The organism is Streptomyces sp. Inha503, assembly GCF_047215865.1.
GTDB lineage: Bacteria > Actinomycetota > Actinomycetes > Streptomycetales > Streptomycetaceae > Streptomyces > Streptomyces lycopersici.
On sequence record NZ_CP178360.1, the window covers coordinates 10782568 to 10796981 of the forward strand.

The following is a 14414-nucleotide window of genomic DNA, read 5'->3' on the forward strand; positions in this document are numbered from 1 at the left end:
TCAGCCCTCCATCACATAGCCGTGGTGGGCGATCTCGATCGTCTCCATGGCCACCTTGGGTGACTCCGGATTGAACGACGGCCCGGTCCAGCGCACCGGAACCACCTCGAGCAGACCCCACTGGGCCACCCTGTGCCCGTCGCCCGTCCGCGCCTCGATATGCGCGGTGCGGCGGGCGATCCCGGTGGTCATGGACGCGAACCACTTGGCCACCTTCTCGGTGTCACGGGTCAGCGGCCGGGACAGCTTGATGTTGGGGTACTTCAGCCGGGTGGGCAGCTGCCACAGATGGCCGTTGTTGCCGCCCTCCTCCCGCTGTTCGAGCACCACCTCGCAGCCCAGCCCCTCACAGGTGTTGAACGAGCCGAGCTCGATGCCGTCGACCGTGACGACGAAGCAGACGCTGACCGCCGGGTCATCGGTAACGGGCATGCCGTGTCCCTTCTCTCCGCACTTGTCAGTGCCTGGTGTTGATCAGATGTCCGGCCCGTTCGCGCTCCAGCCGCAGCTCCGCCTTCAGCAGTCGGCTGAGCGGTGCGTACAGCGCGCGGACCAGCTCGTCGTCCACCTTGGGTGACGCACCGCCCTTGCCGCCGTCCCCGTGTCCCCCCGGCCCTCCGGGGGCGCCGTCATGGGGCGCGCCCCCGGAAGAAGGCCCGGGAGCGGGCCCGGAGGACGGGCCGGACGGCGGCGGATCGGGCGGATCGGGCGGATCGGGAAGGTCAGGCGGCTCGGGAGGGTCGGGGATGTCGGGGATCTCCGGGCTCTCGGCATCGCGCTGTACGGGCGGGAGGAACCGCGCCCGCTGTATCCCCAGCGGGGAAGGGCCGGGCGGAACGCGCGGCGGCTGGAACACCACGGAGCCGTCCGCCATGCGCTGGGCCACTCCCGAGGCCACCGCCACCGAACCGGCGTCGACCAGCGGACGGGCCGGGCCCGTTGGTGCGGTGGGCGGTGCCGATGCGAGGGGGCGGTGGCCTCGGGTGATGGGGGCTGGTGGAGGAGCGGTGACCGTCGGCGCCACCGACCGCTGAGCGTTGAGTGCCGCCGGGTGATATGCGGCCGCCGGCCCGCCGGTGGCGGCCACCTCTGGCCTCGCGGGGGACGGGTGGGTGGCGGACCACCGCACCGGCACGACCGGCGGCTCGGGTGCGGGGCCGCCGGGTGTGGGAGGTACCTCGTGCGGGCCCGAGAACAGCGGCACCGACCGCTGTGCCACCAGCGGCACCACCGGATCCGCTGCCCGGGTGGGTTCGGCCGCGATCGGGGTCCCGGCGGCGGTGGCCCGTCGCAGCGGGACGGGAGTGGTCGCGGATGCGGGCGCGGCCGTCGGCTCGGGCGCTGGACCGGTGTCCGCCGTACGCGCCACCAGCGGGTCGTCGGGGAGTAGGGGCCTGGACGGAGCATCGCCGCGCGGCAGTTCCGGCGGTACGGCTTCCGGTTCCTTGGGCGTCAGGGCCCCGGTGCTCGCCACGGGCTCGCGCTGGGCGGTCGGCGGCAACTCGGTCAGCGGCTCGCCAAGCCCGAAGGCGGCGGGCCGCTGGAGCGGTGGCGAGGGCGGGGAGGGGGACGCGGCCGGTGGGTCGCTCGCCTCCGTATGGGCCCGGGGCGTGGTGAGGGGCAGTGCGGTCAGCTGACGGATCCGTTCGTCCGGAGGGCGTGCGGAGATCAGCGGCTCGACCACCTCCGGCGCGTCCGGGGCGACGGCACCCTCCGTCCCCCGCGCGTCCGGGGCGACCGTACCCTCCGCCACCCGCTGTACGGGCGCACTCCGAGGCGTGGCGAACTCCCGTGCCACGACGGGACCGACCTCGCGGCTCACCGTCGGCGGTGTGCGGGCCGCGTTCGGCGTATCGGCAGGGGGCGGCGGCGTGGCGAGACCATGCCCCACCCCCGACGGCGCCCGCGGGCTCACCAGGTGGCCAAGCGTCCCGAGGAACGACGCGTTCTGCCACGTCCCCAGCCCCGTGCGGAAACCGGCGGGGTCGGTCACCAGCTCGGGCTCCGCCACCGTCCGCTGCAACGGTGGCACCTCCCGCCACCCCGGCACGGGCGGCGACACCGGGCGACTCGTCTCCGATCCGTCGCGCCCCGGGTCCGCCGCCGGGCCCGTATCGCTCCGCCGGTGTCCGGCCAGCCAGGACAGCAATCCCATCTCACATCACCGCTCGTTCAGCCGGGCGATGTGGTCCACGTACCGCAACCGGTCGGTGTGTTCCAGGTCGAGGATCTCGTCGAGGGACCAGTGGAAGTGGTAGGCGAGGTACGCGACCTCCTCGTGGATCCGGTCGGTCGCGTACGTCACGATTCCCCCAGGCGACCACCACCGGACAGGTCCACCGCGAAGTTCTCCTGGCACGAGGGGCAGGTGACCGCGGCCCTGGTGTGCCCTTCCGCGTTGATCCTGCGGTAGAAGTCCTGAAGAAAGGCGAGGTCGGAGGCGAACAGATCCTCCACGATGCCTGGATGGATGTCCTCGATCGAGCCGATCCGGGTGATCACCCGGGAGATCAGCACCACCGAGAGGTAGGCGGAGTTCTCCCGTACCCGGTCGTCCCGCAGCGGGACCAGCTCATCGCGGGCGGTGGCCAGCCGCATGACGCCGTCGCGGTGCACCGTTCCGGATTCGTCCACGTATCCGCGCGGCAGCTCGAAGGGGAATTCGGTCCTCAGTGTTTCGGTCTGCCGGTCCGGGCCGGCCCGCTCGGGGGATGGACGCTCGGGCGATGCCGCGATGGTGCGCCGCATCAGTCGACTTCCACGCTCTCGTAGGTGATGGCCAGCTTCTCGGTGAGTACGGAGGTGTCACCGGCCTTGAGGGTGCTGATCTCCAGGGACTTGGGCCAGGCGTTGATGAGCTTGTACCGCTTGATCGGAATGCCCTCGTAGTCGTAGACGATGATGGAGCCGTTGCGCCGGGCGTTGGTCATCTTCCCGAACCGGGAATCCCTGATCCACTGCTCGAAGCTGTTGTCCTCGGTCAGACCGCGGGTGACCGTGACCTCACCGGCCTTGGGACGGCCGGGCAGCTTCTTGATCGCGTATTTTCCGTCGGCGGTGTTCTGCTTCAGCTCGATCACGTCCTGCTCCATCTTCAGACCACTGACCTCGGTGATCTGCCTGATGAGCACGCTGTCGAATTCCAGTCCGAAGGAATGGCCTACGGAGCTGTCGAGTTCGGGGAGCGGCATATCAGCCTCCTAGGATCGCTCGGCCGTGGTGGTCATCACTCGTCGACCGCTCCCGTGCCCGCGGAGAGCTGGGCGAGCCGGAACACCACGAACTCCGCGGGCTTCACCGGGGCCACCCCGACCTCGCAGATGACTTGGCCGGCGTCGATGGACTCCGGCGGATTGGTCTCGCGGTCGCATTTCACATAGAAGGCCTCGTCCGGGGTCAGCCCGAAGAGCGCGCCCTTGCGCCATTCATTGACCAGAAAGGCCGAGATGGTGCGCCGGACACGGGCCCACAGGGCGTCGTCGTTGGGCTCGAAGACCACCCACTGGGTGCCCGCCAGAATCGACTCCTCCAAGTAGTTGAAGAGCCGCCGCACATTGAGATAGCGCCAGGACGCGTCATCGGCGAGGGTGCGCGCCCCCCATACCCGGATGCCGCGGCCGGGGAAGGCGCGGATGCAGTTGAGCCCGATGGGGTTGAGCAGGTCGTGCTCGCCCTTGGTGATCTGCGTCTGGAGGGCGACGGCGCCCCGTACCACCTCGTTCGCCGGGGCCTTGTGGACCCCGCGCGTCTCGTCGTTCCGCGCCCACACCCCCGCGATATGACCGCTGGGCGGCACGAAGGCGTCCCGGCCCACGGCCGGGTCGAACACCTTGATCCACGGGTAGTAAAGGGTCGCGTACCGGGAGTCGAACCCGGTGGTCTCCTCGCGCCAGGTCTTGATCTGCCGCGGGCTCAGGGCGGGCGGCGGATCGAGGATGGCGATCCGGTCGCCCATCGCCTCGCAGTGGGTGATCAGCCCGCGTTGTACGGTGATCACCGCCTCCAGGTCCAGCGCACCACGCTGATACGCGCTCATCAGGTCCGGCGCGGCCACCATGGTGATCTCCTCGACCGCCTCCAGACCGCCGAATCCGGTCCGCCGGTCGGGATCCCCCACGTACGCATCAGCCGACAGCGTGTCCGGCACCACGGCCGCCCCGGCCCCCGGGCCGGCCCCTGGGGAGGCGGCGAGCGTCACCACTTGTGCCTCGGGCCTCGCGGGCGCCGCGCCCTTACCGGGCTCCTCCAGCCTGATCAGCTGGGACCGGGCCCTGACCTGGGTGGCCACGTTCTCCTTGCTGCGCTTGGTGGTCACGGCCGGGTAGGTCTCCGCGACCACTCCATCGTGCTTGACCACCAGCGCGAAGACGTCCTGCGGCGGGTCGTCGCCTTCGGGATCGGCCACCTCGACGGTGATTTCCCCGGTGACACCGGGCAGGGGGCGGACGACATACGGCCCGAGCTGCGCCGAAGGCCCCGAGGCGATCTCCTTCGCCGTGCCCGCGCGCTCTCCGCCCGACTCCGCCTCCTCCGTGCCGCCGACGCGCACGACGTAGCAGATGCCACCACCGTTGGCGAAGAAACCGTAGACGGAGGAGGCGAGGTAGGTGCCCTCGACGAAGTCCCCGAAAATGGTGGTGAACTGCGTCCAGTTGGTGATGAGCGTCGGCTCGTTGAACGGCCCCTTCTGCGCGAACCCGATGAAGGCGGCGACCGAGGTCCCGACCCCCTCGATCGGCCGCGACCCGGATTCCACCTCTTCGACGTAGACACCCGGGGACAAGTACGACGGCATGCCACTCTCCTCGACCGGGGAAACGAGAGCGATTGTTCCCGGGCAAAGGATCACCGGGAACGGGCATTCGGCCGCCCCCGCGTACAGACCGCCCTGCCCGAAGAGGCAGCGGAGCCCCTTTCCCCATCGGGCAGCGAGCCTTGCCCCCACCACTACCCGGCCTTCCACGGGCCTGACGGGCGCCGCCCAGCACCCTGACACCTATGTGGCGGACGCATATGTGGCGGACGCACCGCCGGCCGACCGGTGAGCGGATGATGCGATGAAGTCTGCCTCGGAGAGGTCCGCGAAGCCCGGGGGGCTTGAACCCAAGGAACGCAAGGCTCCACCCCCGGCCCCGGAGCAGGCGACCGCTCCCTCCGCTGTCTCCGCGCCGTCGGCCGCCCCCGCTCCCGGCCTGGCCCCCCGTCACCTCCAGCGCCTTCAGGCCGCGGCGGGGAACGCGGCGGTCTCCCGGCTGGTCGCCCAGCGCTACGCGGCGCCGGTGAAGCCTCCGCCGTCGCAGGCCCCCGGCTTCCGCAAGGTCCAGTCGGACGTCGCGGCGAAGAAGCGCAAATTGGCCCAGCACAGCCCCGCGACCGCGGAGTCCCGGTCCGCTCAGGACGCGGCGGTGGCTCCGCCGGACGACAAGGAGGCGCAGGGCAAGGCGGCCAACGCGGAGAAGATGAACGCCGCCAAACCGGGGGAGTTCGACAAGGCGGGCTTCATCGCGGCGGTGAACGAGGCGATCGCCGCGCAGGCGCCCAAGAACCTCGACGAGGCCGATAAGTTCGCCGACTCCGGCAAGGCCGACAAGATCAAGGGCGAGGTCGACGGCAAGGTCACCGACGGCAAGAAGGCGTCCTCGAAGGACATAGAAACGACCACGAAGGCCGCTCCGGACACCTCGAAGGCCAAGGAGAAGCAGGTCACCCCGATGAAGCCGGACCAGCCTCCGGCCAACCCGGGCGCACCGAACGCGGCGGACGCGACCCCGCAGCAACAGCCGCCCGAAGTCACGGACTTCTCCGAGGGCCCGAAGAAGACCGACAAGCAGATGGCGGACGCGGACGTCACCGAGGAGCAGCTGGCCAAGAGCAACGAACCGGAGTTCACCGGCGCCCTGGGCGAGAAGAAGAAGGCGGAACAGCACTCGGCGAAGGCACCGGCGCAGGCCCGCGGGGCGGAGAAGCAGCAACTGGCAGCGGCGAAATCACACGCCGCCGGGGCCGGCGCCCAGGCCATGTCCGCCCTGACCGCCACCCGCGCGGGCGCGGGCAAACAGGTCGACGGCGGCAAGGGCGAGGCCAAGTCGAAGGACGAGCAGAAGCGGGAGGAGGTCACCGCAAAGCTCCAGAAGGTGTTCGACGCGGCGAAGAAGGACGTCGAGGGCATCCTCGAAGGTCTCGACGGCAAGGTGGACAAACAGTTCGAGGAAGGGGAGAAGAAGGCCCGGGACGCCTTCAACAAGGACCAGAAGCGCCGGATGAAGGAGTACAAGGACAAGCGCTACGGCGGTTTCTGGGGCCCGGCCAAATGGGCCAAAGACAAGATCGCCGGCATGCCGGAGGAGGCCAACCAGCTCTTCCAGGAGTCCCGCAAGCTCTACGTACGTCTGATGCAGGGCGTCATCTCGTCCATCGCCGACACGATCGGCACCGAACTGGGCAAGGCCAAGGCCCGTATCGCCAAGGGCCGCGCCGAACTGAAGGCGGAGGTCGACAAGCTACCCGCCGATCTGAAGAAGTACGGCCAGGACGCGGCGAAGGACTTCGCCGGAAAGTTCGACGACCTCGAGTCCGAGGTCAACGACAAATCAAAGCAACTGGTCCAGACCCTCGCCCAGAAGTACACCCAGGCCCTCAACAAGGTCGACGAGGAGATCAAGAAACTCCAGGAGGCGAACAAGGGCCTCGTCCAGAAGGCCGTGGACGCCGTCGTCGGCGTCATCAAAACCATCAATGAGCTCAAAAACCTCCTGATGGGCATCCTGGCCAAGGCTGCCGGCGCCATCATGAAGATCATCAAGGACCCGATCGGCTTCCTGGGCAACTTGGTCCGCGCGGTGGGCGCGGGCCTCCAGCAGTTCATCTCCAACATCGGCACCCACCTCCAAACGGGCCTGGTCTCCTGGCTGTTGGGCACGAGCGCCAAAGCCGGAATCGAGATCCCCGCGAAGTTCGACCTCAAGGGCATCATCCAGCTGATCGCCTCCCTGCTGGGCCTGACCTGGGCGAACATCCGCGCCCGCATCACCCGCAAGGGGGTCCCCGACCAGGCCATGAGCGCGGCCGAACAATCCGTCCCGGTAGCGAAAGCCCTCGCCACCGAGGGCCCGGCAGGCGCCGCCAAGGAAATCACCGCCGAGACCGGCGACCTGAAGTCCACCATCCTCGAAGAGCTCAAGTCCTATCTGATCCCCACGGTCATCATCGCGGGCATCACCTGGATCCTCTCCCTCCTCAACCCCGCCTCCGCCTTCGTCCGAGCGGTCAAGGGCATCATCGACATCGTCACGTTCATCGTGAACCAGGGCGCCCAGATCATCGAGTTCGTCAACGCGGTCCTGGACGCGGTCGTGGCGATAGCCAATGGCGGCGCAGCCGGCGTCCCCAAGATGGTCGAAACAGCCCTGGCCGCCAGCATCCCCCTCCTCATCGGCCTGCTCGCGTCGTTGCTGGGCATCGGTGGCCTGGCCAACAAGATCAAGCAGGTCTTCCAAAAGGTCTCCCGCCCGGTCAACCGCGCCATAGACAAAATCGCCGCCAAAATCGTCCGGGCCGCCAAGAAAATCTGGGGCAAACTCAAGGCGGTCGGTAAGAAAACCAAGGGAAATTTCAGTGGCAAGAAGGACGTTGACCAGAAGGTGGGCGAGGGAGGGGGTAAAGATGTGGGCAGGGATGTAAAGCGCGAAGCACGTCAGATGCTGTCCGAACCCATATCGAAACCGCTGAAGAGCAAGGAGTTCTTGAATGGCATAATTGCCGACGTTTTCGGGCGGCTGCGTCCCAAGGGATTGAAGTCACTTTACGCTGAGCCCAGAGAAAGTAATTCCGGAGAGTTCCGCATCATTGCAGAGGCCAGCCCTCCCAGCGTGGTAGGAGTTGCGGCTCTGAACACAAAGGAGAAGAAAGACATTATCCGTGCGGCGATGAATGCAGTAGGAACCCTGGAGTTTTTGAAGGAGATAGCCAAGCCCGAAGGCGTGGTTTCCGTTGAGTTGGACGGCAAAAAATACGACGTTGACTTCGGATTCTTTGCTGCGGCTTGGTCGGACAGCAAGGTTAAGAGCGCGGTGAGTGATAGGTTCCGGGACGCGGTGGACGGACACCATGAATGGCTTCCCGCCTCTTATCTTCTGGATGTTGTGAGGAACGCCAAGGATCATGTCGACGGGGCCAAGTGGATCGACGCTCAGAACTCACTGAGAAGCGACACTGCCCATCTTGTATTCTTCCCTACGAAATCCGCGCGCGAGACGACGGTCAATGGGAAGAATTACAGCATCCCGCAAGGGCATGTCGGCGCTGTCTACTTCACTGGGAAAATTAACGGAAAAACCTTCAACAATAAGCCTATGGTTCAGAAGGGCGGACCGACCGGTCCGTTCCACACCGAGCTCGGGACTGCGTTCACGGGCAGCGGCTCGGTGGCCGCAGCCGTGCAGGCTCTACGGAATGTGATGATGGAATGGATATGGGACGGGAACGGTTCGTTCCCACATGACATCCACCCTTCGTGCGTGGACAAGAATGGCGAATCAGTGACACAGGATCGGCAGCAGACCAATCACGGCACAGTGGTGGACAAGTTCGATAAGTGGGACCGGTGAGTCATGGGATCTTCGACAGGGCGGGAACTTTTCGCCGACGCCAATGCGGCCCTGCGGTGGGTTTGGGATTCCGATCTTCCGCAGCGCTACAAGCAGAACTTCGCTCGATTCATTAAGCGATTTCCCTCGTTCACTTTCACGAGAGACAGTGAAGAATCTCTCGACGAGGTGGAATCCAGAGACGGTGTGGTGCTGCCGTCGCATATCCGGAACTCCAGGTGCGCGCTTTCTTTTGTCCACCCGCCCCTGCTGGCGCTATTCGACGGTTATGACTACGAGTGCAGCAAGTCGGACTCGGAGGTCGACATCTGGTACGGCATTGGTCTTGGTGAAGCGGGAGAAGAGGTGTTGGAGGATTTCGCGGAACGAGCGCACAGCTATGTGGTCGGGTCGTGGCACGGTTCGGATAATTCTTATTTGGTGGTCGACACCTTCAACATGGAGGATGAACGTATTTTCGAGTTCGCAGGGGACGACCTGGCGTACGCCTTGCTTGAGGGGAACTCGGTTGAAGAGATCATCGAGCCAGCATTCGCATCGTATTCGAGCATGCTCGCCCACATCGTTGCACTGAGGACCTGGGAGGGTGCTGTCACCTTGGCTGATGGTATGGGGTGATCGAACCTCCCCGTGAATCAGGTCGTGAGCAGGGACATGTACGGGCCGAGCTCCGACACCAGCGTCAGGCGGCCCAATTTCTGGTATTCGCATTGCAACGCGTGGATCGGGCCCATCGTCGTAACCGGCTTGTCCGACTCGGCAGCCAGGAAGCCCGCCGTGCAGCGGTCCCAGAGGAGGTGTCGCTGGACGGCAGGCGTGGGGAAGCCGATGGCCAAGTCCAAGTGGCGGTGAAGGGATCGTCGGGTTTGGTCTTGCCGGTCCCCGAGTCGCCTGTGAAGAGGGCTGTCACACCCAGGCCACACTGGGAGGCGAGGAAGGCACGGCTAGTACTCCAGTCGCAGATCTCTATCGTCGCTGGTCAGGAGCGTGTCTGTGAGTGTACTTGCCTGACGTTCTGTCAGGTTGTGTGAGTTCGTGACTTCGGGTGCGACGGGCCGTTGTACTGGTCATGCAAGACGATGTGCAGCTCGATGCCTGGGCGGCTGAACTGGAAGAACTGCTCGTGCGTATCGGCCACCGGTTCGGGCGGGTGGACTTACGGCGGCGGATGCGGGCGTATGTGCACGGCTTGCTAGGGCCGGTGGGCCGGAAGAACAGCTGGCAGTTGGCCGAGCATGCTGGTCACCGCACTCCCGCCGGGTTGCAGCATCTGCTGAGCCGGGCCTGCTGGGACCCCGACGAGATACGTGATGACCTGCAAGAATACGTCGCAGAGAAGCTCGGGGCTCCGACGGGGGTGCTCATTGTCGACGACACAGGGTTCCTCAAGAAAGGCACTGTCTCGGCCGGGGTCCAGCGGCAGTATTCCGGCACCGCCGGACGCACCGAGAACTGCCAGATAGGTGTCTTCGCCGCCTACGCATCACCCAAGGGCCGGGCCCTGGTGGACCGGGAGCTGTACCTGCCGAAGTCCTGGACGTCCGACGCGGGCCGCTGCCGGGCGGCGAAGATCCCCGAGGAGCGGGGGTTCGCCACCAAGGGCGAACTGGCCAAGGCGATGGTCGCCCGAGCCCTGGCCTCTCCGCTGCCGATCACGTGGGTGACCGCGGATTCGGCCTACGGCCAGGAATGGCGCTTCCGCCGCATGCTGGAGGAGGCCGGCGTCGGCTATGTCCTGGCCGTGCCGAAGTCGCAGCAGGTACACGCCCTGGGGCGCATTGACTTCGCCATCGCCCAGGCGCCCGAAGAAGCCTGGGAACGCCACTCCTGCGGCAGCGGCGCGAAGGGGCCACGTGTCTATGACTGGGCAGCGGCCCAACTGCCCGCCATCGAGGAATTCGACGGCGATCAGCCCACCCATCAACGATGGGTACTGGCCCGACGCAGCCTGGCCCGCCCGGAGGAGATCGCCTACTACCTCGCCTACGCAGCCGGCGGCACCGCCGTCGCTGAACTGGTGCGCGTCGCCGGAACTCGCTGGGCGATCGAGGAAGCCTTCCAGGCCGCGAAGAACGAGTGTGGGCTGGACCAGTACGAGGTCCGTCGGTATCCGGGCTGGTACCGGCACATCACCCTGGCCATGCTCACCCACGCCTTCCTCGCCGCCATGGCAGCCGCCGCGGGGCCGGAAAGGGGGGCCGCAGAAACGCTTCCGACTTCCTCGCACCGCTCACCGTGGCAGAAATCCGGCGACTCATGGCAGCTGGTCACTCCTCGTCGGCACACCTTCAGCACACCGGCCACGCGATGAGCTGGTCCTGGTGGCGACGCCGACACCAGGCCATCGCCCGCCACTGCCACTACCGCCGTCGCACCCGAAGTCACGAACTCACACAACCTGACAGAACGTCAGGCAAGTACACTCACAGACACGCTCCTGACCAGCGACGATAGCGATCTGCGACTGGAGTACTAGGGCGTGTCCGGCGGATCATGCCGGCGGCCCACCAGCGCTGAATCGCTGTAGCGACCCGCCAGACAAGGAACTGGGCGGAGCAGGTTGAGCCCGTCGATAAATACCTCGACATCGGGCGCGGTGTTCGGGGACGCTTCGCGCGATGACCAGAATCGATGACACGCCACCTGCGTGGGACGAGCGCACTCAGCTCACCACGTTTCTCGACTACGCACGTGACACCGCCCGCGCCAAGTGCGATGGCGTCTCTGCGGAGAACGCACGCAAGTCGCTCCTGCCGGGCTCACCGCTGATGACCATGAGCGGAGTGATCAACCACCTCCGCTGGGTCGAGTACTACTGGTTCCAAGTCGTCTTCCTCGGCGAGGAAGACCGGGGCCCCTGGACCGAGGAGGACCCCGACCGCGAGATGCGTATCGCCGTCGACTTCCCGCTCACGCAGTTGCTCGACGAATACGCCGAACAGAGCACCCGCTACCGCGAACTGGTCGCCGGGAACGGCCTGGACAAACAGGCCCAGCGAGCCGTCCGCAACGGCCTCCACGTCGACCTGCGCTGGATCCTCCTCCACCTCACCGAGGAGACGGCCCGCCACAACGGCCACCTGGACATCCTGCGCGAGATGCTCGACGGCACGACCGGCGACTAGAAGCCGGCACTGCGCGGCGAAGCGGGTCTCTACCTGCCGCAGTAGGGGCAAGTCTGGGAAGTCTGACCAAGATTAACTTTGGTGATCCCCGAGTCCCTGCGACCGCCTCGGCCGGGGCCAAAGATTGGCGTGTTCACGCCGACAGAGGCGGGGTGTCAGCAGCCCATACTGCGGTCTGGACCAGCCGGACGTGCTGGCCGGTCGGCACACGACAGCGGCGCGCCGGGCCCAGCCGTCGCGCCCACAAATTCCGAGGAGACTCTCGTATGAGCGGATTACGGATCACCGGACGTCTCAGATCGCTGGCCCTCGTCCTGGCCGCAGGCGCATTCATGGTCGGCGGTCTGTCCAGTACAGCGGCGTACGCGTCGGAAGCCGCCCCGCTGGGTACCGAACCGCAGATCGGCATCCAGTTCAACCCCGACGGCACGGGTCAGTGCGAAGGGAGGACCGGGGAGCAGTGGGCCACCTCGCCGAACTGGACGGAGGCCATCCGCCTCGACACCGATAACCGTCCCGGCGGCTGTCGGCTGGCGTTCGGCGTCACCGACCCGGACGGCACCCTCGCGGGCTCCTCCATCAAATATCAACTCACCCGCAGCACCAACGGTGTAGGCCAGTGCGGGGACAACCTGAGTCCCAACGAGGTGCCGATACTGCCGATCCCGGCATTCGGGAAGCAGGTCAGGGTCGACACCGACAACCAGCCGGGCTGGTGCAACCTCACTTTCACCGTGACGGGCAGGATCGTCCTCGACGTTCAGCTCTATGCCGACGGTGAACCGGGCCAGTGCGAGGACGCCTCGCCCGTGACCCACTCGGCCTCCGCCGGCTCTCCGGTCACAGTGAAGATCGACACCGACGGACGCCCCGGCGGCTGCCAGTTCCTGCTGCGCCTGCGGCACTTCTAGATCCGGCGGAGATCACGGGCGGAGCCAGAGTCGGATCGAGGCGACGGTGACGGTGCCGTGGAAGATGTAGCCGCGTTTGTCGAACCTCGTGGCCACGGCCCGGGAGTTCTTCAACGTGTTGATCGTCCGCTCGACTTCGTTCCTTCGCTTGTAGATCGTCTTGTCGAAGCCTGCGGGTCGGCCGCCCTTGCTGCCCCTTCGCTGGCGGTTGGCCCGCTGGTTCTTCGGTTCGGGGATGGTGTGCTTGATCTGGAGTCGTCGCAGGTAGCGGCGGTTGCGGCGGGAGGAATACGCTTTGTCGCCCCCGAGGTGGTCGGGCCGCGTGCGCGGGTGTCCGCCACCGAGGCGGCCAACACGGATGCGTTCCATGACCGGAATGAGCTGCGGAGCGTCGCCCCACTGGCCCGGAGTGATCAGCAGGGCCAGGGGGCGGCGTCCACCCTCACCAGCGAGGTGGATCTTGCAGGTCAGGCCGCCCCGGGAGCGTCCGAGTCCCTCGTCGGGGCGATGCTGCCGGGGCGTGCGTCTTTTCCCGGCACTCGTGGCGGTTTCGTACGAGCCCCGGCGGCGTGCTGATGGGCCCGGCACGAGGTCGAATCGACGCTCACCATCGACCAGTCGATCCGGCCGTCCGCGTCGGCGTCGGCCAGGACGGCCGCGAAGATCCCGTCCCAGGTGCCCTCCGCCGACCAACGTCTGTGCCGTTCGTACACCGTCTTCCACGGACCGAAACGCGCAGGTAGATCCCGCCATGGCACCCCAGCGCGCAGTCGGTACAGGATCCCGTTGATGACCCTGCGGTGGCTGGCCCAACGGCCGCCCGGCTTCCCGGACTTCGGCAGATGCGACTTCAGCCGGGCCCACTCCGCATGCGTTAAATCTCCCCGCCCCATGCTCATGCCGACGACCCGAATCCTCGACGGTCACGTGATCCGCCGGACAGGCCCTAGGGTCCGGCTTCAAACCGCCTGATGCCGCAGCTCAGATGCACAGAGTCGCTTGATGCAGGGCTTGCGGAGTGGACACATGACCGTCGCGCAGGACTGAGGCTTCTACGAGCACGGCGGCATCAGCGGATAGAGAGCGGCGGGAGCCGTTCTCTGCCAGCCAGCGAGCTGCCGCCACGGTGCCGTAGGTGGACCAGCCTCCAATGAGTACGACGCGCTTGTTCGGGTTGAGCGGATTGGTGGCTCTGACGATGTAGCCGCAGTCGCGTATGACCTGGCCGTCAGCGGTCTCGCCCTTGTAGGCCGTGCCTTCCCAGGTGATGGCTCCACCGCCGAGGTGGAACGGCAGGGTGCCCGCCATGGCATCAAGGATGCGGTGGGCAACCTCGTTGTTCTTCGGCCCTCCCAGCACGAGCAGGTCGTGCTCCATTTCGTACCCCGGCAGATGGGCCGACAGCCGGACCTTCTCCAAGTCCAGGTCCCGATAGGCGTTGGTGAGCGAAGGAACGAGCAGGGACAACCCCCGCACCTGTCCCAGGCCGGCCACTGGGCGTTGGTAGCGGCCCGTGTCTATGTGAGAAGTGTCCAGAACGATGGAAAGCTCACTCGCACTGGAGTAGCGCCACGTGCGGCGGGCCGGCAATCGTCTGACCACAAGCCACCGCGCCAATCCGGCCATGCCGGTGAGCACTGCCGCAACCGCTGCGCTGAGAAGCTGCGAGCCCACGGCCCCAGCAATGCTGTCGATAACATCCGCCCCCATCATGTCCGCAGACCCTAGCGATCGCACCGCTCCTACTGATCACTGGGGAAGGTCCGAACGTG

At 66.5% G+C, this 14414-nt stretch carries 14 protein-coding genes; 5 read left to right on the plus strand and 9 right to left on the minus strand.

From position 1 onward, the window contains the following. The 6 genes from ACJX2R_RS44940 to ACJX2R_RS44965 form a co-directional block, all read right to left on the minus strand. Positions 1 to 432 (minus strand): phage tail protein, encoded by a 432-nt coding sequence (locus tag ACJX2R_RS44940; protein ID WP_020866080.1) that lies wholly within the window; start codon positions 430 to 432, stop codon positions 1 to 3. 25 nt (positions 433 to 457) lie between these two features. Further along, the gene (locus tag ACJX2R_RS44945) at positions 458 to 2032 is read right to left on the minus strand and encodes a hypothetical protein (RefSeq protein ID WP_413106113.1); all 1575 of its coding nucleotides are present in this window, start codon (positions 2030 to 2032) and stop codon (positions 458 to 460) included. 129 nt (positions 2033 to 2161) lie between these two features. Beyond that, positions 2162 to 2305: a DUF6760 family protein gene (locus tag ACJX2R_RS44950; RefSeq protein WP_198273108.1), complete on the minus strand. Its 144-nt coding sequence runs from the start codon at positions 2303 to 2305 to the stop codon at positions 2162 to 2164. Further along, complete coding sequence (locus ACJX2R_RS44955; RefSeq protein ID WP_262697657.1) at positions 2302 to 2748, minus strand: hypothetical protein; 447 nt, start codon at positions 2746 to 2748, stop codon at positions 2302 to 2304. Before ACJX2R_RS44955 ends, ACJX2R_RS44950 begins: the two co-directional genes overlap by 4 nt. After that, positions 2748 to 3191, minus strand: a complete 444-nt coding sequence (locus ACJX2R_RS44960; protein WP_020866076.1) for a phage tail protein — start codon at positions 3189 to 3191, stop codon at positions 2748 to 2750. The genes ACJX2R_RS44955 and ACJX2R_RS44960 overlap by 1 nt, the downstream gene beginning before the upstream one ends. A gap of 35 nt (positions 3192 to 3226) precedes the next feature. Continuing rightward, positions 3227 to 4795: a phage tail sheath family protein gene (locus tag ACJX2R_RS44965; protein ID WP_413104794.1), complete on the minus strand. Its 1569-nt coding sequence runs from the start codon at positions 4793 to 4795 to the stop codon at positions 3227 to 3229. 262 nt (positions 4796 to 5057) lie between these two features. On the opposite strand from ACJX2R_RS44965, the gene ACJX2R_RS44970 reads away from it, so the two are divergent. Continuing rightward, positions 5058 to 8606: a hypothetical protein gene (locus tag ACJX2R_RS44970; protein WP_413104795.1), complete on the plus strand. Its 3549-nt coding sequence runs from the start codon at positions 5058 to 5060 to the stop codon at positions 8604 to 8606. 3 nt (positions 8607 to 8609) lie between these two features. Next, positions 8610 to 9224, plus strand: a complete 615-nt coding sequence (locus tag ACJX2R_RS44975; RefSeq protein WP_262697654.1) for a hypothetical protein — start codon at positions 8610 to 8612, stop codon at positions 9222 to 9224. A gap of 17 nt (positions 9225 to 9241) precedes the next feature. On the opposite strand, the gene ACJX2R_RS44980 is transcribed toward ACJX2R_RS44975, so the two are convergent. Beyond that, positions 9242 to 9442, minus strand: coding sequence for a hypothetical protein (locus ACJX2R_RS44980; RefSeq protein WP_413104796.1), 201 nt, complete (start codon positions 9440 to 9442; stop codon positions 9242 to 9244). 233 nt (positions 9443 to 9675) lie between these two features. Between ACJX2R_RS44980 and ACJX2R_RS44985 the strand changes: the two genes are divergently transcribed. The 3 genes from ACJX2R_RS44985 to ACJX2R_RS44995 all read left to right on the plus strand — a co-directional run bounded on the left by ACJX2R_RS44985 (position 9676) and on the right by ACJX2R_RS44995 (position 12642). Continuing rightward, the gene (locus ACJX2R_RS44985) at positions 9676 to 10917 is read left to right on the plus strand and encodes an IS701 family transposase (protein WP_413098204.1); all 1242 of its coding nucleotides are present in this window, start codon (positions 9676 to 9678) and stop codon (positions 10915 to 10917) included. Positions 10918 to 11224: 307 nt separating this feature from the next. Next, a complete protein-coding gene (locus ACJX2R_RS44990; protein WP_413104797.1) occupies positions 11225 to 11731 on the plus strand; it encodes a DinB family protein in 507 nt (168 codons plus the stop codon). 266 nt (positions 11732 to 11997) lie between these two features. Next, positions 11998 to 12642 carry a hypothetical protein gene (locus ACJX2R_RS44995; RefSeq protein ID WP_413104798.1) on the plus strand — a complete coding sequence of 215 codons (645 nt, stop codon included), beginning with the start codon at positions 11998 to 12000 and terminating at the stop codon, positions 12640 to 12642. Positions 12643 to 12654: 12 nt separating this feature from the next. On the opposite strand, the gene ACJX2R_RS45000 is transcribed toward ACJX2R_RS44995, so the two are convergent. Then, positions 12655 to 13535 (minus strand): IS5 family transposase gene (locus ACJX2R_RS45000; RefSeq protein ID WP_413106114.1). Its coding sequence is split into 2 segments (ribosomal slippage): positions 12655 to 13172 and positions 13172 to 13535, totalling 882 coding nucleotides; the frame shifts between segments, so codons are not numbered across the junction. 88 nt (positions 13536 to 13623) lie between these two features. Further along, on the minus strand, positions 13624 to 14355 hold the full coding sequence (locus tag ACJX2R_RS45005) for a hypothetical protein (protein WP_262697652.1): 732 nt from the start codon (positions 14353 to 14355) through the stop codon (positions 13624 to 13626). Positions 14356 to 14414 lie beyond the last annotated feature (59 nt).

Bases quoted from the DNA above. Each gene is read 5' to 3' on its own strand.
- ACJX2R_RS44990 (WP_413104797.1), top strand. From the start codon at position 11,225: ATGACCAGAATCGATGACACGCCACCTGCGTGGGACGAGCGCACTCAG.
- ACJX2R_RS44955 (WP_262697657.1), bottom strand. From the start codon at position 2,748: ATGCGGCGCACCATCGCGGCATCGCCCGAGCGTCCATCCCCCGAGCGG.
- ACJX2R_RS45005 (WP_262697652.1), bottom strand. From the start codon at position 14,355: ATGATGGGGGCGGATGTTATCGACAGCATTGCTGGGGCCGTGGGCTCG.
- ACJX2R_RS44960 (WP_020866076.1), bottom strand. From the start codon at position 3,191: ATGCCGCTCCCCGAACTCGACAGCTCCGTAGGCCATTCCTTCGGACTG.
- ACJX2R_RS44975 (WP_262697654.1), top strand. From the start codon at position 8,610: ATGGGATCTTCGACAGGGCGGGAACTTTTCGCCGACGCCAATGCGGCC.
- ACJX2R_RS44940 (WP_020866080.1), bottom strand. From the start codon at position 432: ATGCCCGTTACCGATGACCCGGCGGTCAGCGTCTGCTTCGTCGTCACG.
- ACJX2R_RS44965 (WP_413104794.1), bottom strand. From the start codon at position 4,795: ATGCCGTCGTACTTGTCCCCGGGTGTCTACGTCGAAGAGGTGGAATCC.
- ACJX2R_RS44995 (WP_413104798.1), top strand. From the start codon at position 11,998: ATGAGCGGATTACGGATCACCGGACGTCTCAGATCGCTGGCCCTCGTC.
- ACJX2R_RS44970 (WP_413104795.1), top strand. From the start codon at position 5,058: ATGAAGTCTGCCTCGGAGAGGTCCGCGAAGCCCGGGGGGCTTGAACCC.
- ACJX2R_RS44985 (WP_413098204.1), top strand. From the start codon at position 9,676: ATGCAAGACGATGTGCAGCTCGATGCCTGGGCGGCTGAACTGGAAGAA.